This window comes from Nocardioides sp., from assembly GCF_035503875.1.
In the GTDB taxonomy this organism is placed as follows: Bacteria; Actinomycetota; Actinomycetes; order Propionibacteriales; family Nocardioidaceae; genus Nocardioides.
Genome location: NZ_DATJTA010000096.1, coordinates 65929 through 91989 on the forward strand (window position 1 = coordinate 65929; position 26061 = coordinate 91989).

22 protein-coding genes are annotated in these 26061 nt (G+C 72.0%); 10 read left to right on the plus strand and 12 right to left on the minus strand.

What is annotated here, in order from left to right; all coding sequences use genetic code 11:
• The first annotated feature begins 42 nt into the window (after nt 1-42).
• Both VMF51_RS23760 and VMF51_RS23765 read left to right on the plus strand, forming a co-directional pair.
• Complete coding sequence (locus VMF51_RS23760; protein ID WP_325476962.1) at nt 43-2196, plus strand: MMPL family transporter; 2154 nt, start codon at nt 43-45, stop codon at nt 2194-2196.
• The gene (locus tag VMF51_RS23765) at nt 2193-4691 is read left to right on the plus strand and encodes a bifunctional FO biosynthesis protein CofGH (protein WP_325476963.1); all 2499 of its coding nucleotides are present in this window, start codon (nt 2193-2195) and stop codon (nt 4689-4691) included. The genes VMF51_RS23760 and VMF51_RS23765 overlap by 4 nt, the downstream gene beginning before the upstream one ends.
• Nucleotides 4692-4762: 71 nt before the next feature.
• Here the strand turns inward: VMF51_RS23765 and VMF51_RS23770 are convergent, their stop codons facing one another.
• Nucleotides 4763-5704, minus strand: coding sequence for a hypothetical protein (locus tag VMF51_RS23770; RefSeq protein WP_325476964.1), 942 nt, complete (start codon nt 5702-5704; stop codon nt 4763-4765).
• A gap of 297 nt (nt 5705-6001) precedes the next feature.
• On the opposite strand from VMF51_RS23770, the gene VMF51_RS23775 reads away from it, so the two are divergent.
• The 4 genes from VMF51_RS23775 to VMF51_RS23790 all read left to right on the plus strand — a co-directional run bounded on the left by VMF51_RS23775 (nt 6002) and on the right by VMF51_RS23790 (nt 10500).
• The gene (locus VMF51_RS23775) at nt 6002-7102 is read left to right on the plus strand and encodes a sugar ABC transporter substrate-binding protein (RefSeq protein ID WP_325476965.1); all 1101 of its coding nucleotides are present in this window, start codon (nt 6002-6004) and stop codon (nt 7100-7102) included.
• A 92-nt stretch (nt 7103-7194) separates the two neighbouring features.
• Nucleotides 7195-7971 (plus strand): ATP-binding cassette domain-containing protein, encoded by a 777-nt coding sequence (locus VMF51_RS23780; RefSeq protein ID WP_325476966.1) that lies wholly within the window; start codon nt 7195-7197, stop codon nt 7969-7971.
• 21 nt (nt 7972-7992) lie between these two features.
• The gene (locus VMF51_RS23785) at nt 7993-9264 is read left to right on the plus strand and encodes a sugar ABC transporter permease (RefSeq protein ID WP_325476967.1); all 1272 of its coding nucleotides are present in this window, start codon (nt 7993-7995) and stop codon (nt 9262-9264) included.
• A gap of 9 nt (nt 9265-9273) precedes the next feature.
• The gene (locus VMF51_RS23790) at nt 9274-10500 is read left to right on the plus strand and encodes an ROK family protein (protein ID WP_325476968.1); all 1227 of its coding nucleotides are present in this window, start codon (nt 9274-9276) and stop codon (nt 10498-10500) included.
• Nucleotides 10501-10512: 12 nt separating this feature from the next.
• Here the strand turns inward: VMF51_RS23790 and VMF51_RS23795 are convergent, their stop codons facing one another.
• The 6 genes from VMF51_RS23795 to xylB all read right to left on the minus strand — a co-directional run bounded on the left by VMF51_RS23795 (nt 10513) and on the right by xylB (nt 17161).
• Nucleotides 10513-11352 carry an ABC transporter permease gene (locus VMF51_RS23795; protein WP_325476969.1) on the minus strand — a complete coding sequence of 280 codons (840 nt, stop codon included), beginning with the start codon at nt 11350-11352 and terminating at the stop codon, nt 10513-10515.
• The gene (locus VMF51_RS23800; RefSeq protein ID WP_325476970.1) at nt 11352-12386 is read right to left on the minus strand and encodes an aliphatic sulfonate ABC transporter substrate-binding protein; all 1035 of its coding nucleotides are present in this window, start codon (nt 12384-12386) and stop codon (nt 11352-11354) included. Before VMF51_RS23800 ends, VMF51_RS23795 begins: the two co-directional genes overlap by 1 nt.
• Before the next feature lie 71 nt (nt 12387-12457).
• The gene (locus VMF51_RS23805) at nt 12458-13297 is read right to left on the minus strand and encodes an ABC transporter ATP-binding protein (RefSeq protein ID WP_325476971.1); all 840 of its coding nucleotides are present in this window, start codon (nt 13295-13297) and stop codon (nt 12458-12460) included.
• Between the two features lie 147 nt (nt 13298-13444).
• Nucleotides 13445-14638 carry an ROK family transcriptional regulator gene (locus tag VMF51_RS23810; RefSeq protein WP_325476972.1) on the minus strand — a complete coding sequence of 398 codons (1194 nt, stop codon included), beginning with the start codon at nt 14636-14638 and terminating at the stop codon, nt 13445-13447.
• The gene (gene xylA, locus VMF51_RS23815; protein ID WP_325476973.1) at nt 14628-15794 is read right to left on the minus strand and encodes a xylose isomerase; all 1167 of its coding nucleotides are present in this window, start codon (nt 15792-15794) and stop codon (nt 14628-14630) included. Before xylA ends, VMF51_RS23810 begins: the two co-directional genes overlap by 11 nt.
• Complete coding sequence (gene xylB / locus VMF51_RS23820; protein ID WP_325476974.1) at nt 15791-17161, minus strand: xylulokinase; 1371 nt, start codon at nt 17159-17161, stop codon at nt 15791-15793. Before xylB ends, xylA begins: the two co-directional genes overlap by 4 nt.
• A gap of 101 nt (nt 17162-17262) precedes the next feature.
• Here xylB and VMF51_RS23825 point away from each other — a divergent pair, with 101 nt between their 5' ends.
• Entirely contained in the window at nt 17263-17721 is a 459-nt protein-coding gene (locus VMF51_RS23825; protein WP_325476975.1) for a DUF5709 domain-containing protein, read from the plus strand.
• Nucleotides 17722-17749: 28 nt separating this feature from the next.
• Complete coding sequence (locus tag VMF51_RS23830; RefSeq protein ID WP_325476976.1) at nt 17750-17893, plus strand: GPGG-motif small membrane protein; 144 nt, start codon at nt 17750-17752, stop codon at nt 17891-17893.
• Nucleotides 17894-17955: 62 nt separating this feature from the next.
• Here the strand turns inward: VMF51_RS23830 and VMF51_RS23835 are convergent, their stop codons facing one another.
• Entirely contained in the window at nt 17956-18354 is a 399-nt protein-coding gene (locus VMF51_RS23835; RefSeq protein ID WP_325476977.1) for a VOC family protein, read from the minus strand.
• A gap of 59 nt (nt 18355-18413) precedes the next feature.
• On the opposite strand from VMF51_RS23835, the gene VMF51_RS23840 reads away from it, so the two are divergent.
• A complete protein-coding gene (locus VMF51_RS23840; protein ID WP_325476978.1) occupies nt 18414-19289 on the plus strand; it encodes a TIGR03619 family F420-dependent LLM class oxidoreductase in 876 nt (291 codons plus the stop codon).
• Nucleotides 19290-19301: 12 nt separating this feature from the next.
• On the opposite strand, the gene guaA is transcribed toward VMF51_RS23840, so the two are convergent.
• Nucleotides 19302-20876, minus strand: coding sequence for a glutamine-hydrolyzing GMP synthase (gene guaA / locus VMF51_RS23845; RefSeq protein WP_325476979.1), 1575 nt, complete (start codon nt 20874-20876; stop codon nt 19302-19304).
• A 201-nt stretch (nt 20877-21077) separates the two neighbouring features.
• Between guaA and VMF51_RS23850 the strand changes: the two genes are divergently transcribed.
• Nucleotides 21078-21590, plus strand: coding sequence for a GNAT family N-acetyltransferase (locus VMF51_RS23850; RefSeq protein WP_325476980.1), 513 nt, complete (start codon nt 21078-21080; stop codon nt 21588-21590).
• A 63-nt stretch (nt 21591-21653) separates the two neighbouring features.
• On the opposite strand, the gene VMF51_RS23855 is transcribed toward VMF51_RS23850, so the two are convergent.
• The 3 genes from VMF51_RS23855 to VMF51_RS23865 form a co-directional block, all read right to left on the minus strand.
• Nucleotides 21654-23369: a GMC family oxidoreductase gene (locus tag VMF51_RS23855; RefSeq protein WP_325476981.1), complete on the minus strand. Its 1716-nt coding sequence runs from the start codon at nt 23367-23369 to the stop codon at nt 21654-21656.
• Entirely contained in the window at nt 23366-24988 is a 1623-nt protein-coding gene (locus VMF51_RS23860) for a succinic semialdehyde dehydrogenase (protein WP_325476982.1), read from the minus strand. Before VMF51_RS23860 ends, VMF51_RS23855 begins: the two co-directional genes overlap by 4 nt.
• 167 nt (nt 24989-25155) lie before the next feature.
• On the minus strand, nt 25156-26061 hold a 906-nt coding region (locus VMF51_RS23865; RefSeq protein WP_325476983.1), incomplete at its 5' end, for an aldehyde dehydrogenase family protein.

The window sequence follows — 26061 nt, forward strand, 5'->3', positions numbered from 1 at the left end:
CTGACTCAAGAAGACCGATCGTCCCCCTCGCTGGAGCACGTCATGCACCGTCAGATCGCCGGCCGGCTCACCAGCCCGGTCACCAAGTGGATCGTCCTCGTCGCCGTCGTGCTCCTGACCGGCGTGCTCGGCTCGCTGGGCAGCCAGCTCGCCGACGTCAAGGACAACGAGCAGTCGTCGTGGGTGCCCGCCGAGGCGGAGTCGACCCGCGTGTCGGAGGAGCTGTCCGACGCGATCGACCCCAACGACATCCCGACCCTGGTCGCCTACCACCGAGCGTCCGGTCTCACCGAGGCCGACCTCGCCGCGATGGAGGAGCACGCCCAGGAGATCGCCGGCGTCGAGGGCGTCACCGACGCCGGCGTCCTCTCCCCGGCGTCGGCCGAGGCACTCCGTGCCCAGGGGGTCAGAGCACCCGAGCTCGTCTCCGCCGACGGCGAGGTGGCCTACCTCTACTTCGTCTTCAACCTCGGCTCCGAGGGCTGGAACAAGATCGACGGGCCGGTCGAGGAGATCAAGGACCTGACCGCGATCGACGGCGTCGACGTCTACGTGGGCGGCTTCGGCGGCCAGGCGTACGACTTCATCAACTCCTTCGACGGCTCGCACCTGACCCTGCTCCTGATCACCTTCGCGGTCGTGATCCTGATCCTGCTGGTGACCTACCGCAGCCCGGTGCTGTGGATCCTGCCGATCATCTGCGCGATCGTCGCCAACACGATGGCCGGCGGCGTGGTCTACCTGCTGGCGAAGTACGCCGACCTGACGGTCAACGACCAGAGCCAGTACATCCTCAGCATCCTGGTCATCGGGGCCGGCACCGACTACGCGCTGCTGCTGGTCGCGCGATATCGGGAGGAGCTGCGCCGCCACGAGGACCGGCACGAGGCGATGGCGTACGCCCTGCACCGGGCGACGCCCGCGATCCTGGCCTCCGCGGCCACCGTGGTCGTCGGCCTGCTCTGCCTGGCCTTCGCCGACCTGAACTCGACGGCCAGCCTGGGTCCGGTGCTCGCCGTCGGCGTGGCCGTCACGTTCCTGGTGATGGTCACCCTGCTGCCGGCGCTGCTGGTGATCGTCGGCCGCTGGATCTTCTGGCCGGTGCGGCCGGCGTACGGCTCCCCCGAGCCGACCCAGACCGGGTTCTGGTCCCGCGTCGGCCGCCGGATCTCCGTCCGGCCCCGGGCCGTCTGGATGGGGACGACGTTCGTGCTGCTGGTCGCCTGCCTCGGGTTGTTCCGGCTCGACGCGTCCGGGCTGTCGACCGAGGACTCCTTCACCGAGCGCTTCGACTCGATCATCGCCCAGGAGCTGCTTACCGACCACGGCCTGAGCGACAACTCCAACACCGTCCAGGTCGTGGCGAACGACGCACAGCTGGGCGCCGTCGAGGAGGCCGTCGCCGGGGTCGACGGCGTCGGCGGTCCCACCGACGCCACCTCGATCGGCGGCGGGCGGTCGTACTTCGAGGCGCCGATCAGCGCCGACATCTCCTCGGAGGCGGCGTTCACGATCGTGGAGGACACCCGGACGGCCGCACACTCGGTCGAGGGGGCCGACGCGCTGGTCGGCGGGGGCGCGGCGTTCTACCTCGACACCAAGACCGCGTCGCTGCGCGACAACAAGGTCGTGATCCCGCTGGTGCTGCTCGTCGTACTCCTCATCCTCATCGTCCTGCTGCGCGCGCTGGTCGCCCCGGTGCTGCTGATCCTGACCGTCGTCCTGTCGTTCGGGGCCGCCCTGGGCATCTCGGCCCTGCTCTTCGAGTACGTCTTCGACTTCGCGGGCTCGGACGCCGGGTTCCCGCTGTTCGCCTTCGTCTTCCTGGTCGCGCTGGGCATCGACTACAACATCTTCCTGATGACCCGGGTCCGCGAGGAGACGGCCACCTTCGGCACCCGGCGCGGATCCCTGATCGCGCTGGCCTCGACCGGCGGGGTGATCACGTCCGCCGGGCTGGTGCTCGCCGCCACCTTCCTCGCGCTGGCGACCCTGCCGTTCGTCTTCCTCGTGCAGCTCGGCGTGGCGGTCGCGCTGGGGGTGCTGCTCGACACCCTGATCGTCCGGTCGGTGCTCGTGACGGCTCTCAACCTCGATCTCGGCTCCCGGATCTGGTGGCCCTCCAGCCTCGACCGAGGACCACTGAGCGGGCCACCCGCCGCCCCCGAGGACAGCGCGGTTAGCCTGACGAGGTGACGGACCGGCCCACTCCCCAGCAGGTACGACGGGCCCTGGCGCGGGCCGAGCGGGGAGCCGCGCTCGACGTACCGGAGGCGACGGCGCTGCTCGCGGCGACCGGCGAGGACCTCGTGCGACTGACCGCGGCGGCGGCGAAGGTCCGCGACGCGGGCCTGGTGGCGGCGGGCCGGCCGGGGGTCGTGACGTACTCGCCCAAGGTGTTCATCCCGGTCACCAAGCTGTGCCGCGACAAGTGCCACTACTGCACGTTCGTCGAGACGCCCGGGCACGCCCGGCGCGAGGGCCGCGAGCCGTACCTCTCCCCCGACGAGATCCTCGAGATCGCCACCCAGGGTGCCGCGATGGGCTGTCTGGAGGCGCTGTTCACCCTCGGCGACCGCCCCGAGGACCGCTGGCCCGAGGCGCGCGAGTGGCTCGACGAGCGCGGCTACGACTCCACGCTGGCCTACGTCCGCGCGATGGCGATCCGGGTCCTGGAGGAGACCGGGCTGCTGCCGCACGTCAACCCCGGCGTGATGTCGTGGGAGGAGCTGAACCGCCTCAAGCCGGTCTCGCCCTCGATGGGGATGATGCTGGAGACCACCTCGACGCGGCTGTTCGAGACCAAGGGGCTCGCGCACTTCGGGTCGCCGGACAAGGACCCCGCCGTACGCCTGCGCGTGCTGGAGGACGCCGGCCGGCTCTCGATCCCGTTCACCACCGGCATCCTGGTCGGCATCGGCGAGAACCTCACCGAGCGCGCCGAGACGATCTTCGCGCTGCGGGCGAACCTGAAGGCGTACGGCGCCGTGCAGGAGGTGATCGTCCAGAACTTCCGGGCCAAGCCCGACACCGCCATGCGGCACACCGACGACCTCGACCTCGACGAGTACCGCGCCGCGATCGCCGTCACCCGCCTCCTGCTCGGCCCCAAGGCCCGCGTGCAAGCCCCGCCCAACCTGGTCGACCTGGCCGAGTGCCGCGCGCTGCTCGACGCGGGTGTCGACGACTGGGGCGGCGTCTCGCCGCTGACCCCCGACCACGTCAACCCCGAGCGGCCCTGGCCCTCGCTGGAGCGGCTGCGCTCGATCACCTCCGAGTGCGGCTTCGACCTGCAGGCGCGGCTCACGGTCCACCCCGAGTACGTCCGCGCCGGCGAGCCGTGGCTCGACCCGCGGGTCTCCGCGCACGTCGCCGCGCTCGCCACCGACGACGGGCTGGCGCGGCCCGGCGTACGGCCCGAGGGTCTGCCGTGGCAGGAGCCCGACGGCGGGTTCGCCTCGGTCGGGCGCACCGACCTGTTCGCCGCGGTCGACACCGAGGGGCGCACCGACGACCGGCGCTCGGACTTCTCGAACGTGTACGGCGACTGGGACTCGATCCGAGCGGCTGCGGGCTCGACCGGCGCCCCGGCAGTGCTGCACGCCGAGGGCCGCGAGGCGATGGCCGCCGCCGAGGCCGACCCCGGCAACCTCTCCGACGAGCACGCGCTGACCCTGATGACCGCCGAGGGGCCGCTGCTCGAGCAGGTCGTGAAGCTCGCGGACGCGCTGCGCAAGGAGACGGTCGGCGACGACGTCACCTACGTGGTGAACCGGAACATCAACTTCACCAACGTCTGCTACGTCGGCTGCCGCTTCTGCGCGTTCGCCCAGCGGCGTACCGACGCCGACGCCTACTCGCTGTCGTACGACGAGGTCGCCGACCGTGCCCAGGAGGCGTGGGACCTCGGCGCGACCGAGGTGTGCATGCAGGGCGGCATCGACCCCGAGCTGCCGTCCTCGGCGTACTTCGACCTGGTCGCGGCGGTCAAGCAGCGGGTACCGCAGATGCACGTGCACGCCTTCTCGCCGATGGAGGTCGTCAACGGCACCGCGCGGACCGGGCTGTCGATCGAGGACTTCCTCATCAAGGCCCGCGAGGCCGGGCTCGGCTCGCTGCCCGGCACCGCCGCGGAGATCCTCGACGACGAGGTCCGCTGGGTGCTGACCAAGGGCAAGCTGCCGACCCGCACCTGGATCGAGATCGTCTCCACCGCGCACCGCGTGGGGGTGCCGACGACCTCGACGATGATGTACGGCCACGTCGACAACCCGAAGCACTGGGTCGGTCACCTGCGGGTCCTCTCCCGCATCCAGGACGAGACGGGCGGGTTCACCGAGTTCGTACCGCTGCCGTTCGTGCACACCTCCGCGCCGATCTACCTCGCCGGCGTCGCCCGCCCCGGCCCCACCCTGCGCGACAACCTCGCCGTGCACGCGATGGCCCGGATCCTGCTGCACGGCCGGATCCGCAACATCCAGACCTCCTGGGTCAAGCTCGGCATCGACGGCACCCGCGCCATGCTCAACGCCGGCGCCAACGACCTCGGCGGCACCCTGATGGAGGAGACCATCTCCCGGATGGCCGGCTCCGAGCACGGCTCCGCCAAGACCGTCGCCGAACTGGTCGAGATCGGCGCCGGCATCGACCGCCCGGTGAGGGAGCGCACCACGACGTACGACCCCCGCTGACCGCCGAGTCGGCAGAAGTTGACCGCCGAGTCGGCAGAACTTGACCGCCGAGTCGGCAGAACTTGCGGCGCTCAGAGGTAGCGCACCCCTCGGTGAGCCGCGAAGGCCTCGCGGAGCAGCCGCTCGGCGTCCTGGTGGTGGCCGAAGGCGTTGGCCTCGCCGTACGACTCGATCCGCCAGCCGCGGTGGTCGCGGATCCACTGTCGCCGGCCGCGGTCGTGCTCGCGCTGCTCGACGCTCGAGTGCCACGCGCGGCCGTCGTACTCGGCGGCGAAGCGCTCGCCGGGCAGCCCCAGGTCGAGGAAGTACGTCGACCCGTCGTCGCGCTCGATCTCGACCTGCGTCTGGGGCCGCGGCAGACCGGCGTCCCACCACCGGTTGGCGAGGGCGGCCTCCCCGAACGACTGGAGCCCGGGGTCTGCCCGCTCGACGAGGATCCGCTGCAGGACGACTCCTCGCTGACGACGGAACCGGTCAATCTCGACGCAGAGGCGGTCGTGGCCGAAGCCGCCGACGTACTGCATGCAGGACATGCCCCACAGGCGCATGTCGGCGGTGCGCTGGAGGCGGCCGAGGTCGAGGGCCGTCCGCAGCGGCGTGGTGACGACGAGACCGTGGAGCTCGACGAGGTCGTCCGGCCCCATCCGGCGCTCGCCGCTCGCGGTCACGCTGTTGCGGATCCGACCGGCGTCGCTCGGCCGGAAGCAGGAGACCGGCGGGACGGTCTCGTGGTCGCCGGGCGCCAGCGCCATGTCCCCCGCGTGGATCCAGGCAGCCGTGATGTCGCAGATGAACCCGTCGCGAGGTACGACGAGCCCGATCGCCCGGCATCGCAGCTCCAGGCTGTCCGGTACGCCGGCGCCGACGTACACCTGGCGGACCGGGCGGCGTAGCCGACCCTCCCGGGTGAGAACGCTGAGCATCCGATCGGTCAGGCCCGCCTCGATCGCATCTCGTCGACGGAACGGTCGGTCAGCGGGCAGCGGGAAGTCGTCGGGCAATGGGAGCGGCATGCGTTCCGACCTGCCCGCTCGCGCCCCTCCCCCACACCCACCCGCTCGCCGCCTGTGGACAACGCCCCTCGGCCCGCAACTTCTGCCGACTCGGGGCGCAAGTTCTGCCGACTCGGCGCGCAAGTTCTGCCGACTCGGCGGTGGGGCGGGGCGGTTGGTAACGAACCGGAAACAGCGCCGATTGGGTATGGACGTGACCGTCGTCACCTCATATGTTGTGGCGCACAACAAACGCGCGGCGAACCTCCGACGGTCGGACGGGCGGCGCGATCGAGATCGCAAAGGGAGGCGGTTCGCGTGAAGCGGAAGCACAGCTTGATCCTGGTGGGGTTGCTCGGAGTGGCGATGTCACTCACCGCATGTGGTGACGACGACTCGGGCTCCGGCGCCGAGGGCAGCGACGGCGGCGGGGGTGGCAGCGCGGCCGAGGGCAAGATCGGCGTGATCCTGCCCGACACCGAGTCGTCGGTCCGCTGGGAGAGCGCGGACCGGCCGGCCCTCGAGGCTGCGTTCGAGGAGGCGGGCGTCGAGTACGACATCCAGAACGCCGAGGGCGACGCCGAGCGGATGACCCAGATCGCCGACACCATGATCGGCAACGGCGTCACGGTCCTGGCCATCGTCAACCTCGACTCCGAGTCGGGCGCGGCCATCCAGGAGAAGGCCCAGTCCCAGGGCGTGGCCACCATCGACTACGACCGGCTGACCCTCAACGGCAGCGCGGAGTACTACGTCTCCTTCGACAACACGAAGGTCGGCGAGCTGCAGGGCCAGGGTCTCGCAGACTGCCTGGGCGACAAGAAGGCCAACATCGTCTTCCTCAACGGCTCGCCCACCGACAACAACGCCACCCTGTTCGCCGAGGGCGCGCACAGCGTCCTCGACCCGATGACCAACTACACGGTCGTCGGCGAGCAGGCCGTCCCGGAGTGGGACAACGAGGAGGCGGCGACGATCTTCCAGCAGCTCTACACCGCCGCTGACGGCAAGGTCGACGGCGTACTCGCGGCCAACGACGGTCTCGGCGGCGCCGCCATCGGCATCCTCGAGGGCAACGGCCAGGCCGGGAAGGTCCCGGTCACCGGCCAGGACGCCACGGTCGAGGGTCTGCAGAACATCCTCGCCGGCACCCAGTGCATGACGGTCTACAAGTCCGCCACCCAGGAGGCGGGTGCGCTCGCCGACGCCGCGATCGCGCTGGTCAACGGCGAGGACGCCGAGACGACGGGTACGACGAAGGACTCCGAGAGCGGCCGCGAGGTCCCCTCGATCCTGCTCGACCCGCAGTCCATCACCAAGGACAACGTCAGCGACGTGATCGACGACGGCGGCCAGACGGTGGAGGACGTGTGCGCGGGCAACTTCGCCTCGCTGTGCACCGATGCCGGCATCTCCTGATCCAGCAGTACGACGGACGGCGCCCGGGTCGGACTCGGCCCGGGCGCCTTTCGTCCCCCCGAACAACAATTTCCTGAGGAGAGTGGGACCTCATGACACAACCGCTGCTGGAGCTGCGCGGGGTCAACAAGAGCTTCGGTGTGGTGCACGTCCTGCACGACGTCGACTTCGCCGTCTACCCGGGTCAGGTGACCGCGCTGGTGGGCGACAACGGCGCCGGCAAGTCCACGCTGGTCAAGATCATCGCCGGCATCTACGGCCGCGACAGCGGCGAGTACCTGTTCGACGAGCAGCAGGTGCACGTGCACGGCCCGCGCGACGTCGGGGCACTCGGCGTCGAGGTCGTCTACCAGGACCTCGCGCTGTGCGACAACCTCGACATCGTCGAGAACATGTTCCTCGGACGCGAGCTGAGGTCGGGCATCGTGCTCGACGACAATGCGATGGAGGAGAAGGCCCGCGAGACTCTCGCGTCGCTGTCCGTGCGCACCGTGAAGTCGGTGCGCCAGAGCGTGGCCAGCCTCTCCGGCGGCCAGCGCCAGACCGTCGCGATCGCCAAGGCCGTCCTGTGGAACTCCCGGGTCGTGCTCCTCGACGAGCCGACCGCGGCCCTCGGCGTCGCCCAGACCCGCCAGGTCCTCGACCTCGTACGCCGGCTCGCGGACCGCGGGCTCGGCGTCGTGCTGATCTCGCACAACATGACCGACGTGATGGAGGTCGCCGACCGCATCACGGCGCTCTACCTCGGTCGGGTGGCTGCCGACGTGCCGGCCGAGGACCTGACCCACAGTCAGATCGTCGAGCTCATCACCGCCGGACGCTCCGGAGACCTCGGCATCGCCGAGAACCCCGCGACCGCGAACGTCTGAGAAGGACCGGAGAACCTCATCATGACCGTCGGATCCGACACTCCCGCGAAGACCTCCGACCACGACTTCGCCAACGACAACCGTCAGGCCACCAGCCTCGGCGACGCGGCCCGCGACTACCTCAACCGCCTGCGCGGCGGCGACATGGGCTCCCTGCCGGCCATCCTCGGGCTGGTCGTCCTGTTCGCGATCTTCACCTCGGCCCACGACCGCTTCCTCACGACCTACAACATGGCGAACCTCGTCATCCAGGCCGGCTCGATCATCGTGCTCGCGATGGGCATCGTCTTCGTGCTGCTGCTCGGCGAGATCGACCTGTCCGCCGGCGTCGCGGGCGGCGCCTGCGCGACGATCGTCGCGCTGCTGATGATCGACTACGGCTGGACCTGGTGGCTGGCCACGCTCGCCGGCATCGCCGTCGGCGCGGTCATCGGCCTGGTCATCGGCCTGCTGGTCTCCTTGCTCGGCATCCCGTCCTTCGTCGTGACCCTGGCCTTCTTCCTCGGCCTCCAGGCCGTCGCGCTGAAGCTGATCGGCTCGGGCGGCTCGCTGCGCATCACCGGCGTGCTGCGGGACATCTCGATCAAGAACGTGCCCGTGGCCGCCGGCTGGATCGCGGCCGGACTGATCGTGGCCGCCTTCGCAGCGCTCAGCCTCTGGCGCTACCGCTCGCGCTCCGCGCGCGGCCTGGTGCACAAGCCGCTGGCCCTGGTGGTCATCCAGATCGTCGTCCTCGCCGCGATCGTGCTCGGCGTGACGGCGCTGCTCAGCGCCAACCGCGCGCCCAACCCGGCGGTCTTCAACATCAGCGGCATCCCGTGGGTGCTGCCGATCGTGGTCGCCCTGCTGCTGTTCTGGACCTTCGTGCTGGGCCGGACGCGCTACGGCCGGCACCTGTACGCCGTCGGCGGCAACGCCGAGGCCGCCCGCCGGGCCGGCATCAGCGTGCTGCGGATCAAGATCAGCGCGTTCGTCATCTGCACGGGGATGGCGGCGATCGCCGGCCTGCTGTCGGCGTCGTACACCGGGAAGGTCTCGCCGGGCTCCGGCGGCGGCAACGTCCTGCTGTACGCCGTGGCGGCGGCGGTCATCGGCGGGACCAGCCTCTTCGGCGGTCGCGGCCGGGCCATCGACGCCGTGATCGGCGGCCTGGTCATCGCCACCATCCCGAACGGCCTGGGTCTGCTCAACCAGGCGGCGTACATCAACTACATCGTGACCGGCGGCGTCTTGCTGCTGGCCGCTAGCGTGGACGCCGTGTCGCGTCGTCGTCGTTCTGCCGCGGGCGTCTGAGGCGATCCCATGAGCCGCCAACGGGCGGGCCTCGGCACCAACCAGGAAGCCGTACGCCGCCACAACCTCGGGACGCTGCTGCGGCACGTGCACCGGGCCGGGCACATCTCCCGGGCCGAGCTGACCAGCATGATGGGTCTCAACCGCAGCACGATCGCCGACCTGGTGGGCGAGCTGGAGTCCCTCGGCGTCACGGAGCGCGCCCTGCCGGTCGGTGCCCGGCAGGGCGCGGGCCGGCCGTCCGCGGGGGTGCGGCTGACCGACAGCGGGCCCTACGTCATCGGGGTCGACCTCGGGGTCGACCGGGCCGTCGTCGCCCGGGTGGGCCTGGGCGGGGTGGTCGAGCAGCGCACCGAGGCGCCGATCGTCGGGGCCTCGGGCGAGGCGTGGCAGGTCGGCGCCTCGGTCGCCGCCCTGATCCGCGAGGTGGTCGAGGACGCCCGGGCCTCCGCTCCCCTCGTCGGCATCGGGATCAGCGTCCCGGGCCTGGTCCGCCGTACCGACGGACTGGTCCGGCTGGCCCCCAACCTGGAGTGGCACGACGTCTCGTTCGGGGGCATCGTGCTCGCCGCCCTCGGCCTCGACATCCCCGTCTCGATCGCCAACGACGCCGACCTCGGCGCGCTGGCCGAGCACCAGCGCGGCGCGGGCGTGGGGATCGACGACCTGATCTACGTCTCCGGCAACGTCGGCGTCGGCGCCGGCGTGATCACCGGCGGCCACCGGCTCGAGGGCGCGGGCGGGTACGCCGGCGAGATCGGCCACCTGCGCTTCAACCCGCAGGGCCGGCCCTGCCACTGCGGCAACCTCGGCTGCTGGGAGACCGAGGTCGGCGCGCACGCGATCGCCGAGGCGATCCACTGCCCGGCCGACAAGGTGGCCCAGCTCGGCGAGGTGCTGGCCGGCTTCGACCGGCCCACCCGCGAGCTGCGCGCCACCGGCACGGTCCTCGGGCACGGGCTCGCGAGCATCGTCAACGCCTTCAACCCGCGCCTGGTCGTGCTCGGCGGCTACTTCCGGGCACTGTTCACCCTGGTCGGCGCCGAGGTCCAGGCGGGGCTCGCCGACCGCGCCCTGCCCGCACCGCTGGAGTCGGTCACCCTCACGCTGCCCGGGCTCGGCGAGGACTCCGTGCTGCTCGGCGCCGCGGAGGTCGCCTTCGAGCCCCTCTTCGTCGACCCGGTCGCCGCGCTCGGCACGGCGCTGGTCGACGTCCGCTCGCGCCTCGCCGGCTGAGCGGCGGGCCGGTCAGGTCCAGCGTCGTACGGCCCAGCGCTCGACGATGCCGAGTACGGCGTCCGAGAGCTTGCCGAGGACCGCCAGCAGCACGATCGCGAGCAGCAGCCGGTCAGTGCGGCCGTTGTTCTGCGACTCGATGAGCAGGTAGCCCAGCCCCTGCGAGGAGGCGATCAGCTCCGCCGCGACCAGGAACAGCCAGGACTGGGCCAGCGCGAGGCGGAGGCCGGAGAAGAGCGCGGGGATGACCGCGGGCAGCTGCACCGCGGTGAACAGCCGCAGCCCCCGCAACCCGAAGGCGCGGCCCGCCTCGACGAGGTTCCGGTCGACGTGCCGCAGGGCGAGCGAGACCGTGGTGAAGACCGGGAAGACCGCGCCGATGGCGATCAGGGTGATCTTGGAGTCCTCGCCGATCTTCAGCCACAGGATCAGCAGCGGCACCCAGGCCAGGGAGGGGACGGCGCGCAACGCACCGATCGTGGGGGCGAGCAGCACGTCGGCGAACCGGGACAGGCCCACCAGCGCGCCGAGCACGGTGCCGATCACGGCGCCGATGGCGAAGCCGACGAGCACGCGCTGGGTGCTGATGTGCACGTGCTGCCACAGCAGGTCGCGCTCGACCAGCCCTCGGGCGGCGTCCAGCACCGCGCCGGGCGCGGGGAGCTGGACGGGGCTGAACACCTCCGCGGCGGTCACCAGCTGCCAGGCCACGAGCAGGCCGATCGGCACCAGTGCGCCACCGAGCAGGCGTACGGCGCGCCGGTCGTGCCAGGACCGGGTCGGCGGGGCCACCAGGCGCGGCTCGTCGACCGCGCCGGCGACTCCCGGGCTCGTGCTGCTCGCCCCGGGCATCAGCCGACCTTCGAGCCGTCGGCCTCGGTCGCCCAGGTGTCGTCGAGCAGCGTGTCGAGCGCGTCGTCGATCTGGGACTGGTCCTCGACGTCGCCGGTCTCGACGAACAGCGGTCCGACCTTGGTGAGCACGTCGAGCTGGGCGGACCCGGGGACGTGGTCGAAGTCGAGGTTGGTGCGCTCGGTCAGCACCGTGCGGGCGACGGCCTCGTCGATGCCGGCCTCGGCGGCGAGGATCCCGACCGCCTCGTCGGGGTTCTCCTGCACCCACTCGCGCGCCTTCGCGTAGGCGTCGACGACGAGCTGGGCCAGTTCCGGCTCCTTCTCGAGGAAGTCCTCGGTGGCGTTGAGGAAGCCGTAGGTGTTGAAGTCGATGTTGCGGTAGATCAGCTGCGCGCCCTGGGTCTCGGCGTTCGCCATGATCGGGTCCAGCCCCGCCCACGCGTCCACGGCGCCGTTCTGCAGGGCCGCGGCCCCGTCCGCGTGCTGGAGGTTCTCGATCGAGACCTTCGAGCGGTCCACGCCCTCGGCCTCGAGGGCCTGGACGAGGAAGAAGTACGGGTCGGTGCCCTGGGTGGCGGCCACCTTCTTGCCCTCGAGCTCGCTGAGGTCCTTGATCCGGGAGTCGGGGCCGACGACGACCGCGGCCCACTCCGGCTGCGAGTAGACGTCGATGGTGTGGATCGGCGAGCCGTTGGCCCGGGCCAGCAGCGCGGCCGACCCGGCGGTGGAGCCGACGTCGATGGCGCCCGCGCGCAGCGCCTCGTTGGCCTTGTTAGAGCCTTCGGACTTCACCCAGGTGACCTCGACGTCCTCGCCCGCGGCGTCCTCGAGCCAGCCCTGGTCCTTGATGACCAGGCTGAGCGGGTTGTACGTCGCGTAGTCGACCTCGAGCGAGCGGGTGCCGCCGTCGTCGCCGGCCGCCTCGCCCTCGGCGCAGGCGGTGGCTCCCGCCAGCACGGCGCTCGTGGCGAGCAGGGCGGCGAGTCCACGACGGACGAGGGGGCGCTGGTGGAGCGTGGTCAGCGTCGTCATCAGGGTGTTCCTTCTGGTGGGTCGGACCCCCGCCCGGCAGGGTGGGGTCGGGTGATGGATGGATCCCGAGGTCAGTGGCGGTGCGCGTCGACGCCGAGGCTCTCCAGCAGCCGGCTGCGGAGCGCGGCGAGCTCGACGGAGCCCCGGTCACGGGGCCGGGCCCCGGGCACGGTGACGAGCTCGGTCACCGTGGCGGCGGGGTCGTCGCCGGACCGGCCGAGCACCACGACCCGGTCCGCGAGCTGGAGGGCCTCGTCGACGTCGTGGGTGACGAGCAGGACGGTCGTCGGGCTGCCGGCGTGCACCGCGAGCAGCAGGTCCTGCATCTTCATCCGGGTGAGGGCGTCGAGCGCGCCGAAGGGCTCGTCGAGCAGCAGGACGCCGGGCCGGCGGGCCAGCGCCCGGGCCAGCGAGGTGCGCTGGGCCATGCCCCCGGAGACCTCCCGCGGTCGGAGCTCGGCGTGGTCGGCGAGGCCCACCCGCTCCAGCAGCTCGTCGACCTGAGCGGCACCGGCGCGCCGGTCGGTGCCCGACGGCAGCCCGAGCGCGACGTTCGCGCGCAGGGTACGCCAGGGCAGCAGCCGAGGCTCCTGGAAGGCGACCGCGCACCGCTCGTCGTGCGGGCGCACCGGGCTGCCGCCGATCAGGACCCGCCCGGAGGTGGGCAGGTCGAGCCCGCCCGCCGCGCGCAGCAGGGTGGACTTGCCGCAGCCGCTCGGCCCGAGCAGGGCGACGACCTCGCCGGCCTCCAGGTCGAGGTCGACGGCGCGCAGCACCTCCCGGGCGCCCGGTCCGGTGCCGAACGTGCGGCCCACCTGCTCGAAGCGCAGCGAGCCGGAGGCCGCGTCGCTCGGGGCGGTGCCGGGACGTACGGCGGCGGTACGCCGCGGCGGCGTGCCGAGCAGGCTCATCGGGACCTCCCTGGAGACTAATTCACTAAACCCAACTTGTTTAGTGCTATTAAATCAGTCTGCCAGGTTCCCCGCGACCGGCGGGCATGCCGGTGACAGGTCCTGCCTGTCGGGGCGTCGGCGTCCCCGGACACCGCCGGAGCGGGGTCAGCCCGAGGTCAGGTCCAGCTCGCCGGCGAAGACGTCGGCGAAGACCTGCTCGGCCGCCCCCAGGGCCGCCGCCTGGATGCCGAGCGTGCTCAGCCGCAGCTCGGGACGGACCTGGACCGCGGACGCGAGCCGACGGTCGAGGGTGGCGCGGGCGGGACCGAGGACCAGCTCGCCGAGGGGCACGAAGTAGCCGCCCAGCACCACCACCTCGGGATCGAGGACCCCGGTCAGCATCGCCAACCCGAGCCCGACGTCCTCCCCCACCCGGGTCAGCACCGCGCGTACGTCGGGGTCGACGGCAGCCCGCTCGGCCACGGCCGCCGCACTCTCCAGCGGCGAGTCCAGCTCGGGCATCCCGACCGCCGCGAGCACGGCGTGCAGCCCGATCGACGCCTCCCAGCAGCCCGTGCGACCGCAGCCGCAGCGCGCGGCCGAGTCGCCGATCGGCATGTGGCCGACCTCGCCGGCGAACCCCGCCGCTCCGCGCACGAGCTCGCCGCGGTCCACGATGCCCGCACCGATGCCGACCGTGCCGGTGAGGTAGAGCGCGTGCCGCGCGCCGACGGCGGCGCCGTGGTGCGACTCGGCGTACGCCGCGCAGTTGGCGTCGTTGCTCACCCGGACGGGAGTGCCGAGCAGGCCGGACACCCGGTCGGCCAGCCCCGGCCCCTCGAGGCCCAGGTTGGGCGCCCACGCGACCGTGCGGTTGTCGCCGCGCACCAGGGCCGGGACGGCGACGGTGGCCCCGACCAGCTCCTGGCCGGCGGCCCGGCAGTGGTCCGCGACGTACTGCACGAGATCGGTGAGCGACTGCTCGTCGACGCCGCCGTCGAGCGCGACCGGACGGCTCTCGCTCAACCGCACCTGCCCGGCGAGGTCGAGGACGACCGCCGCGACGTAGTCGACGTTCACCTCCAGCCCGACGCCGACCCAGGAGTCGCCGCGCAGCGCGACCGGCCGGCCCGGCCGGCCCCGCGCACCCGTGCGGGCCTCGGCCTCGGACGGCGCCTCGGTCACGGCGCCCGCGGACTCCAGACCCGCGACGATGACCCCGACGGTCGCCTTCGCGAGCGCCGTGCGCTGCGCCAGCTCGGCCCGGGTCGCGGGTCCGAGCCGGCGCAGGCTGCGCAGCACCAGGGCGGCGTTCTGCCGCCGGAGGGCCTCGGTGCCGGCCGGTCGGTCAGCGGACACCGTAGAGGTGCTCGAGCGCGAGCTGGTCGAGGTGCTCGGCCGCGGCACCCTGCAGCGCGAGGGCCTCAGGGTCGGGCAGCGGCCACTCCAGCAGCTGCTGCCAGCCCTCGCCCTCCCCGAGGGTCGGCCGAGCGAGCTCGGGCAGCCTCGCCGCCTCGAGTGCGGCCTGCACCTCCGGGTCGGCCCGGAAGGCCTTCACCTTCTCCCGCAGGATCAGGTAGTTGCGCATGTTGGCCGCGGCGCTCACCCACACGCCGTCCTCGTCCTCGATGCGCGAGGGCTTGAAGTCGAAGTGGACCGGGCCGTCGTACCCGCCGGCGAGCAGCGTGTCGACCACCCAGAACGCGCCGCGCACGTTGCCGGCGCCGAAGCGCAGGTCCTGGTCGTACTTCGGGCCGTTCTGCCCATTGAGGTCGATGTGGAAGAGCTTGCCCGCCCACAGCGCCTGGGCGTAGCCGGCGGCGGCGTTCATGCCGGCCATCTCCTCGTGCCCGATCTCGGGGTTCACACCGACCAGCTCGGGACGCTCGAGCTCGTTGATGAAGGCGAGCGCGTGGCCGATCGTCGGCAGCAGGATGTCGCCGCGGGGCTCGTTGGGCTTGGGCTCGATGGCGAAGCGCAGGTCGTAGCCCTGGTCGACGACGTACTGGCCGAGCAGGTCGAAGGCCTCCTTCATCCGGTCCAGCGCGACCGCGGTGTCCTGCGAGGCGCCGAACTCCGCGCCCTCGCGGCCACCCCAGGCGACGTAGACCTTGGCGCCGAGCTCGGCGGCCAGGTCGACGTTGCGCATCACCTTGCGGATCGCGAAGCGGCGGATGTCGCGGTCGTTGTTGGTGAACCCGCCGGCCTTGAAGACGGGGTGGCTGAACAGGTTGGTCGTCGCGGTCGTGACGACCAGGCCGGTGTCGGCCAGCCCCTTCTTGAACCGGTCGATGATCGCGTCGCGCGTGGCGTCGTCGCTGCCGAACGGGATGACGTCGTCGTCGTGGAAGTTGACGCCGTACGCGCCCAGCCCGGCGAGCCTCTCCAGCGCGTGCACGGTGTCCATCGGCGGGCGGGTCGCGCCGCCGAACGGGTCGACGCCCTGCCAGCCGACGGTCCACAGACCGAAGGAGAACTTGTCCTCGGGGGTCGGCGTGGGGATCTCGATGCTCATGATGAACCCTCTCTCAGTGCTGCATAGGCGGTGCGTACGGCGGGCGTGGGGTCGGCGGTCAGCGTCTCGGTGGCGGGCAGCCCCCAGTCCGGGAGGACGCCGGTCAGCGCCCAGGCGGCCTGGCGGGCCGCACCGCGGGCGACGTACTCCCCCGCCGGCGGGAGGACGACGGGGCGGCCCAGGACGGCGGGCGCCAGGGCGCGGACGGCGGCGCTGCGGGTGGCGCCCCCGACCATCAGGATCCGGCGCGACTCCTGACCGGTCGCGCCGACGACCAGGTCGACGGCGTCGGCCAGCGAGCACAGCAGCGCCTCGAAGGCGGCCCGGGCCAGGTCCTCGCGGGTGGTGCGCGGGGTGAGGCCGGTCCACGTGCCGGTCGCGTCGGGGCGGTTCGGCGTGCGCTCGCCGCCGTAGTACGGCAGCAGGGTGACCCCGCTCGCTCCCGCGGGTGCGGCCAGCGCGAGCGCGGCCAGCTCGTCGTGGTCGACACCCAGCCAACGCGCCTGGAGGTCGAGGATCTGGGCGGCGTTGATGGTGGTCGCCATCGGGAGGAAGCCGCCGGCCGCGTCGGCGAAGCCGGTGATCGCCCCGGTTCCGTCGGCGACGGGGACCGCGCTGATCGTGGAGGCGACGCCCGAGGTGCCGATCGAGACGAGGACGTCGCCGGCCTCCAGGCCCATCCCGAGCGCGGCGCCCGCGTTGTCGCCGGTGCCGGCCGCGATAACCGCTCCCCCCGCCGTGTGCGCGGCGACCGCCTCGGGCGCGACCACGGCGGGGAGGCCGACCACCCGGCCGAGCGCGAGCTCCAGCAGGTCGGGTCGCCACTCGCCGGCGGCGGTCGCGAAGTAGCCCGTGCCGGAGGCGTCGCCCCGGTCGGTGAAGGCGGCGGTGCCCGGCGCGGAGACGTGCCGCGAGACGTAGTCGTGCGGGAGCAGGACCTCCGCGACCCGGGCGGCGTTCTGCGGCTCGTGGTCCCGCAGCCAGCGCAGCTTGCTGGCCGTGAAGGAGGCGACCATGACGCTGCCGATGGCGTCAGCACAGGCCTGCGGTCCGCCCATCTCCTCGATGAGGTCGCGGGCGGCACCCGAGCTGCGGATGTCGTTCCAGAGCAGGGCGTCGCGGACCGGCTCGCCGGCCTCGTCGAGGGCCACCATCCCGTGCTGCTGACCGGCGACGGACACCGCGTCGGCCCGCTCGACCAGTCCGTCGGTGGCCTCGTCGAACGCACTCAGCCAGGCCCGCGGGTCGACCTCGGTGCCGGGTGGGTGCGGCGCCGTACGGCTGGCGACGACCGTGCCGTCGTCGGCGTCGACGAGCAGGGCCTTGGTCGACTGCGTCGAGGAGTCGACTCCGAGCACGAGGGTCACCCCGCCATTAAGTACGCGACTCGAACTAAAGTCAAGGGTCGGGCATGTCTGCGCCGACCGCCGGGTACACGACCGGCGGAAGCGACAGACAGGAGGCAGCCATGACCCAGGGTGACGTCACCCCGGACCCGGCCGACCACGAGACGTACGGCGACTACAGCGTCGACGACGAGGACCAGCCCGGCGCGGAGGACCTCCTGCTCGACCAGGACGTCGAGGACGAGGCCGATCGCGGGTACAGCCCGCCCGAGAAGTACTCCGCCGGCCAGGGCTACGGCAACACGCCCTGGGAGGAGGAGCACCGGGAGACCATCGACCAGCGGATCACCCAGGAGGAGCCCGAGCCCGACCCGTACGACGAGTCGGCCACCGAGGACCTCCGGGACGGCGAGGTCGGCGACCGACGCGCCGGCCGGCTCGTCGACCCGAACGCCGGCATCGGCGAGGACACCGAGTCCGAGCTGGTGGGCACCGACGTCGGCATCGACGGCGCCGCCGCCTCCGCCGAGGAGGCGGCCATGCACATCGTCGAGGACGAGTCCTCCGACGACCTCCGCTAGATCCCCCTACGACAGGAGTACAACCACCATGGGCTTCATCTTCTGGATCCTCGCCGTCATCCTCGTGATCGCCGGCATCTTCCAGCTCTTCAAGGGCCAGATGCTGTGGGGCATCGTGCTGATCATCGTCGGCTTCGCCGTCGGCCCGGGCGGCTACAGCATCTTCGGCTAGCACCGCACGCACCGATCGCCCGCCCGACCTCGTCGGGCGGGCGATCGTGCGTTCCGGGGTGCTCAGTCCTCGGGCTCGTCGGCCAGCACGACCTCGACCTCGAAGCCCTCGCCGTTCTCCAGGTAGAGCGCCGTGTGCTGCTCGCCGCCGGCGTGCGGGTAGCGGTCCGCGAACAACTCGTGCCAGCCGTGGGCGCTCGACTCGGCTCGCAGCCGGTCGAGCGACCGCCCGTCGCCCACGTGCAGCGCGAGGTGGTTGATGCCGGGGCGCATCCGGTCGTGCGGGGCGTCGACCTGGTCGGGCGAGCGCTCCAGGAACAGGTAGGTGCCGTCCGGGTGCGCCCAGGAGCGGACCGACTCGTCGGCCTCCCAGCCCAGCTCGCCCAGCAGCCAGCCCCATTCCTCCGAGGCGAGGTCGGGGTCGCTCACCCACAGGTCGAGGTGGTGCAGCGCGCGCATCATGACGTCACGGTAGTCCCAGCCGGACGCACGGAATAAGAACACGTTCTAAGGTGGCGCTCGTGCGCTTCTCGATCAGCTCGGCCTTCCTGCCGACCGCCCAGCTGCCCGCCATCGCGCGGGCCGCCGACGAGCTCGGCTACCACAGCATCGCGATGCCCGACCACGTCGTCGACCTCGAGACGCTGAGTACGCCGTACCCCTACACGCCGGACGGGTCCCGCCGCTGGGACTTCTCCGCCGAGTGGCCCGATCCGTGGGTGCTCGCCGGCTCCCTGGCCGCCATCACGACCCGGCTGCGGTTCTTCACCTCGGTCTACGTCCCGTCGATGCGCAGCCCGTTCCAGGTCGCGAAGTCGGTCGGCACCGCCGCCGTGATGTCCGGCAACCGGGTCAGCCTCGGCGTCGGGATCGGCTGGTGCGAGGAGGAGTTCGCGCTGCTGGAGCAGAACTTCCGCACCCGCGGCAAGCGCACCGACGAGGGCCTGGCCCTGGTCAAGGAGCTGTGGAAGCCCGGCTGGACCGAGTTCCACGGCGAGTTCTACGACGCCCCGCGGCTGGTCATGGAGCCGACGCCCACCGAGCAGCCGCCCATCTTCATCGGCGGGCTGTCCGAGATCGCGTTCGCCCGCGCCGCCCGGCACGACGGCTGGGTCGGCGACATGTACAAGACCGATGAGGCCATCGGCTGGGCCACCCGGCTCGCGGAGGTCCGCGCGGAGCACGGGGCCGAGGGCGACTTCCAGGTGATCGTCGCGCTCACCGACGCGTTCCTGCCCGAGCACTTCGAGCGCGCCCGCGAGGGCGGCGTGACCGAGTGCATGACCATGCCGTGGGCCTACTACTTCGGCATGGACGCGACCGTCGAGCAGAAGCTCGAGGGCATGGAGCGCTTCGCCGCCGACGTCATCGAGCCGCTGCGCGCCGCCGCCGGGTGACCCGGCGGGGCGCTACTCCCACTCGATGGTGCCCGGCGGCTTCGAGGTCACGTCGAGGGTGACCCGGTTGACCTCGGCGACCTCGTTGGTGATCCGCGTCGAGATGCGCTCGAGGACGTCGTACGGCAGCCGCGCCCAGTCGGCCGTCATGGCGTCCTCGGAGGTGACCGGGCGGATCACGACCGGGTGGCCGTAGGTCCGGCCGTCGCCCTGCACGCCGACGGAGCGTACGTCGGCCAGCAGCACGACCGGCATCTGCCAGATGTCGCGGTCCAGGCCGGCGCGGGTGAGCTCCTCGCGGGCGATGGCGTCGGCCTGGCGCAGGATGTCGAGCCGGTCGCGGGTGACCTCGCCGATGATCCGGATGCCGAGACCGGGACCCGGGAACGGCTGGCGCCACACCATCGTCGAGGGCAGGCCCAACTGCTCGCCGACCGCGCGGACCTCGTCCTTGAACAGGGTGCGCAGCGGCTCGACGAGCTCGAACTTCAGGTCGTCGGGCAAGCCGCCCACGTTGTGGTGGGACTTGATGTTGGAGGTGCCGGCGCCGCCGCCGGACTCCACGACGTCGGGGTAGAGCGTGCCCTGGACGAGGTACGCCGTGTCGCCGTCGCCCTCGTGCACCAGGTCGCCGAAGACCCGGACCTGGGCCGCCTCGAAGGTGCGGATGAACTCGCGCCCGATGATCTTGCGCTTCTCCTCGGGATCGGTCACCCCGGCCAGCGCGTCGAGGAACTGGTCGGCGGCGTCGACCACGTCGAGGGCGTCGAAGACCTCCTCGAAGTCGCGGCGCACCTGCTCGGTCTCGCCGAGACGCATCATCCCGTGGTCGACGTACACGCAGGTGAGGCGGTCGCCGATGGCGCGCTGGACGATCGCCGCGGCGACGGCGGAGTCGACGCCGCCGGACAGCGCGCAGATCGCGCGACCGTCCCCGACCTGCTCGCGGATGATCTCGACCTGCTCCTCGACGATGTTGAGCATCGTCCAGGTCTGCCGGCAGCCGGCGATGTCGTGCAGGAAGTGCTCGAGGACGGCCTGGCCGTGCTCGGAGTGCAGCACCTCGGGGTGCCACTGGACGCCGGCCAGGCCGCGGTCGACGTTCTCGAAGGCCGCGACCGGGGTGACCTCGGTCGAGGCGAGGACGGTGAAGCCGTCGGGCGCCGCGGTGACGGAGTCGCCGTGGGACATCCAGACCCGGTGCGCGGCCGGGATGTCGGCCAGCAGGGTGCCGGGCTCCCCCACCGTGACGTCGGTGCGGCCGTACTCGCGGGCTCCGGTGTGCGCGACCTCGCCGCCGAGGCCGCGGGCCATCAGCTGGAAGCCGTAGCACATCCCGAAGACCGGGGTGCCGGACGTGAAGATGGCGGTGTCGATGGCGGGCGCGTCCTCGGCGTACACCGAGGACGGTCCGCCGGAGAGGATGATCGCCTTCGGCTTGCGGGCGAGCATCTCCTCGACGGGCACGTGGTGCGGGACGATCTCGGAGTAGACCCGGGCTTCGCGCACGCGGCGCGCGATCAGCTGGGCGTACTGGGCGCCGAAGTCGACGACCAGGACCAGGTCATGGTCGGGCTGCTGCGTCATGCGCTCAGTCTATCGACGGCCCTCGGACCCCGGACGCACCAGGACCCGGCCGGGGAGGGAGGTGGCCGGGTCCTGATCGTCCACGCGACTGCCGAGCAGCGCTGGACAGGTCGACCCGGTGACGGAGGGAGCAACTCGAACCGGGTCTCTGCTGCCTCAACGAACCCCTCGGAGCGGGGTTACGGGGTCTAGCCTGCAGCGGTGACCGATCCCGTCCTCCGCCCTGGCACGCCCGCCGACGCGGCCCGCGTCGCCGACCTCTGGCACGCCGGATGGCACGACGGCCACGCGGGCCACGTACCCGACGGGCTCACCGCCGCCCGCACGCTCGCCGCCTTCCACGAGCGCACCCCGCTCCGTGTCGACGACACCACCGTCGCGGACGTCGCGGGCGAGGTCGCCGGGTTCGTGATGGTCGTCGGCGACGAGGTCGAGCAGGTCTTCGTCGGCGCCGAGCACCGCGGCAGCGGCGTGGCCGGCCTACTGCTCGCCGAGGCGGAGCGCCAGGTCGCGGACGCCGGGTACGACGAGGCCTGGCTGGCGGTCGTCGTCGGGAACGCCCGCGCACGACGGTTCTACGAGCGGCAGGGCTGGCGCGACGGCGGACCGCTGCCGTACGAGGTGAGCGCGGGCGGGGCGTCGTACGTCTCGCCGTGCCGGAGGTACGTCAAGCCCGTCCGACGCCGAGTCGGCAGAAGTTCACGTCAGACCTGACGGCAACTTCTGCCGACTCGACGCGCAACTTCTGCCGACTCGGCGGGGTGGGCAGGGAGTGGGTCAGCTGATGCCGACGATGGGGAGGCGGAGGGCGCCGGGGGCGTCGTCGGGGACGACCGGAGCGGCGGGGGCGACCGGGTCGAGGCGGCGGTAGGTCTCGCCCAGCGCGGGGCGCGGGTCCTGCTCCCCCTTGTTCGGCCAGAAGGCCATGGCGCGCTCGGCCTGCGCGGTGATCGTGAGGGACGGGTTCACGCCCAGGTTGGCGGTGACCGCGGAGCCGTCTACGACGTGCAGGCCCGGGTGGCCGTAGAGGCGCTGGTAGGGGTCGATGACGCCGGTCCCGGGCGAGTCGCCGATCGCGCAGCCGCCGAGGAAGTGGGCCGTGAGCGGCCGGTTGAAGGCGTCGCCGACGGCGCTGCCCGGGAAGCCGTTCATGATCCGCGCCATGGCCCGGATCGCCTCGTTCCCGGCGGGGATCCAGGTCGGGTTCGGGACGCCGTGGCCCTGCTTGGAGGTGAGGTAGCGCCGCTTCGAGAACGGGATCCGCTTCGTGTACGTCGTGATCGAGTTGTCGAGGCTCTGCATGACGAGCGCGATGACGGTGCGCTCCGACCAGTGCTTCATGTCGTAGAGCGTGGTGATGTCACGCCGCTGCCGCCACATCTCCCGCGCCCAGGTGCGCCACCGCGGCTCGTCGCCGTCGCCGTCGGTCAGCACCGACTGCAGCAGCGACATCAGGTTGCTGCCGCGGCCGTAGCGCACCGGCTCGATGTGCGTGTCGGCGTCGGGATGGAAGCTGGAGGTGATCGCGATGCCCTGGCTGTAGTCGACGGTGGCGTCGTACGCGATCGCCCCGCCGATGGACTCCGAGTTGGTGCGCGAGAGGTGACCGATCCGCTCGGAGACGCCGGGCAGGTGGCCCTCGTCGCGCATCCGGTGCAGCAGCCGCTGGGTGCCGAGGGCGGAGGCGGAGAAGACGACCTGCTCGGCCGTGAGGGTACGGCGGGCGCCCCGGCTCGGCAGCTTGGCCTTCGTGAAGCGGACGTCGACGTCGTACCCGCCGCCGTCGCGGGGGGCGACCCGGGTGACGGTCGTGAGCGGGAGTACGGCGGCGCCGTTCTGCTCGGCGAGGTAGAGGTAGTTCTTGACCAGGGTGTTCTTGGCGTTGTGGCGACACCCGGTCATGCACTCGCCGCACGCGGTGCAGGTGGTGCGCTCGGGGCCGACGCCGCCGAAGAACGGGTCGGCGACCCGCTCCCCCTGCGCCTGGCCGGGCTCGCCGAAGAAGACCCCGACCGGGGCCGGGTGGAAGGTGTCGGCCACCCCCATCTCGGAGGCGACCTTCTCCATGACGTCGTCGGAGGGGGTGCGCAGCGGGTTCTCGACGACGCCCAGCATCCGCTTGGCCTGGTCGTAGAACGGCGCCAGCTCCGAGCGCCAGTCGGTGATGTGACCCCACTGCGGGTCGTCGTAGAACGCCGGCAGCGGCTCGTAGAGCGTGTTGGCGTAGACCAGCGAGCCACCGCCCACGCCGGCCCCGGACACGATGATGCAGTCGCGGAGGGCGTCGATGCGCTGGATGCCGTAGCAGCCGACCTCGGGGCGGAAGAGGTAGCTCTTCACGTCGAACGAGGTGTCGGGCAGGTCGTCGTCCTCGAAGCGCGCGCCGGCCTCGATGACGCCGACCCGGTAGCCCTTCTCGGTCAGGCGCAGGGCGGTGACCGAGCCGCCGAAGCCGGAGCCGACGACCAGGACGTCGAAGTCGAATTCGCTCATGCGCGACCGAGCTTCTTCATGAGTCGGAGGTTGGCGGTCATCACCTTGCCGTACGCCTGGTCGGACATGCCGAGCATCGGCCCGAACCGGAGCAGCTTCTGGGTCGCGACCGACTGCGTCTCGGTGAACCGGTGGATGCCTTCGCTGCCCTGGCGGCGGCCGAGGCCGGACTGGCGCATGCCACCCATCGGCGCGTCGATGCTGGCGAACGTCGCAGCGAAGGCCTCGTTGATGTTGACCGTCCCGCACTTGATGTACGGCGCGATCGCGCGGGCGCGGGCGCCGTCGCGGCTGTAGATCGAGGCGTTCAGGCCGTACTCCCCCTCGTTGGCGCGGGCGATGGCGTCGGCCTCGTCGTGGAAGCGGTAGAGCGAGACGACCGGCCCGAACGTCTCCCGGCCGAAGCAGGTCATGTCGGGCGTGACGCCCTCCAGGATGGTGGGCTCGAAGAAGTACGGCCCCAGGTCGGGCCGCGCCGTGCCACCGGTCAGCACCCGGGCACCCTTGGCGACGGCGTCCTCGACGTGGGCGGTCACGGTGTCGAGCTGGGCCTGGGAGATCAGCGAGCCCATGTCGTTGTCCCAGTCGAGGGTGGCGCCGAGCGTCATCGCCTCGGTGCGGGCCACGAACCGCTCCACGAACCGGTCGTAGACCTGGTCGGCGACGAACATCCGCTCGATGGAGACGCAGAGCTGGCCGCCGTTGGAGAACGTCGCCCGGACGGCGCCCTCCGCCGCCTTCTCCAGGTCGGCGTCGCGGAGCACCAGGAGCGGGTTCTTCCCGCCGAGCTCGAGCGAGCAGCCGATCAGCCGCTCGGCGCAGCCCCGCGCGATGATCCGGCCGGTCGCGGTCGAGCCGGTGAAGCAGACGTAGTCGGATCGCTCGACGATCCCGCCGCCGACCTCCGGACCCGGGCCGGAGACGACCTGCCACAGGTCACGCGGGAAGCCCGCCTCCTCCAGCAGTTGCGCGGCGAGCAGGGCCGACAGCATGGTCTGGGCATCGGGCTTGGCGACCACCGCGTTGCCGGCGAGCAGGGCGGGGAGGCCGTCGCACAGCGCCATCGTGAACGGGTAGTTCCACGGCGTGATGATGCCGACGACACCCTTGGGGACCCGGTTGACCGCGACCCGGGTCAGCCCCGGCACGACGCCGAGCTTGCGCTGCGGGTCGAGGTGCTGGCGGGCGGTGCGCGCGTAGTAGCGCGCGGTCAGCGCGATGTGCAGCGGCTCGTCGAACGCGTGCTTGCGGGCCTTGCCCGACTCCCACACGATCAAGTCGATGATCTCGTCCTGCCGGTCGAGCACCAGGTCGTGCAGCCGCAGCAGCGCCGCGGACCGCGCCTCCAGCGAGGTGCGCGCCCACGCCTGCTGCGCCCGGCGGGCCCGCGCGAAGGCCTCGTCGAGGTCGGCGTCGCTCGACTGCGGCAGGTGCGCCAGCGGCGCACCGTTCAACGGCGAGCGCACCTCGACGGTGCGCCCGGAGGTCGCGACCAGCCGCGCGAGGAGCGGCTCGACGTACTCCGGTTCCAGGGCGTACGCCGCCGTCGGGTCGTGCTCGGGGTCGTGCGGTCCTTCGACGAGCGGGCCGCCGGCGGGGCTGGGGTTCGAGGCGCTCATGCAGCCGAGAGTAGGTGACACCGCCCCCCGGAACTACCGCACAGTAGGAATCTGTCCGGTTCTCGCAGCCCGGCCCCGACCCAGACGTCGAGTCGGCAGAAGTTCACGTCAGACCTGACGGCAAGTTCTGCCGACTCGACGCGCAACTTCTGCCGACTCGGCGGTTCCTACATCGCGGGGGCGGTCGGGTAGATGGCCTTCAGCTCGGTGTACTGCGCCAGGCCCTCGGGGCCGAACTCGCGGCCGATGCCCGAGTCCTTGAAACCGCCGAACGGGGCGGCGAAGTCCATCGTGTAGGTGTTCACGCCGTACGTGCCGGCGCGGACCCGGCGAGCCACGGAGAGCCCGGCCTCCTGGTCGGCGGTCCAGACGGTGCCGGCCAGGCCGTAGTCGGAGTCGTTGGCGATCCGGACCGCGTCGTCGACGTCGTCGAACGGGATCACCGAGAGCACCGGCCCGAAGATCTCCTCCTGGGCGATCCGCATCCGGTTGTCGACGTCGGCGAACACCGTCGGGCGGACGTACCACCCGCGGTCGAGCCCGTCGGGCCTGCCGTTGCCGCCCGCGACGACGCGGGCGCCCTCCTCCTGGCCGAGCGCGATGTACTTCTCCACCCGCTCCTGCTGGCGCTGGGCGACCATCGGCCCGATTTCGGTCGCCGCGTCGCTCGGGTCCCCCACCGGCATCGACGAGACCGTCTCGGCGAGGGCGTCGACGACCTCGGCGTACTTCGCCCGGCTCGCGAGGATGCGCGTCTGAGCGACGCACGCCTGGCCGCTGTTCATCAGGGCCGTGAACCGCAGCCCGGCCATGGTCGCCTCGAGGTCGGCGTCGTCGAGCACGATCGCGGCCGACTTGCCGCCGAGCTCCAGGCTGACCCGCTTGAGCTGCTCGCCGCAGACGGCGGCGATCTTGCGCCCGGCCGCGGTCGAGCCGGTGAACGCCACCTTGTCGATGCCGGGGTGCGCGACGAGGTGCTCCCCCACCTCGCGGCCGGCGGCGACGATGTTGACCACACCGGCCGGCACGCCGGCCTCCTGGAGGAGCTCGGCCATCAGGTAGGAGTCGAGCGG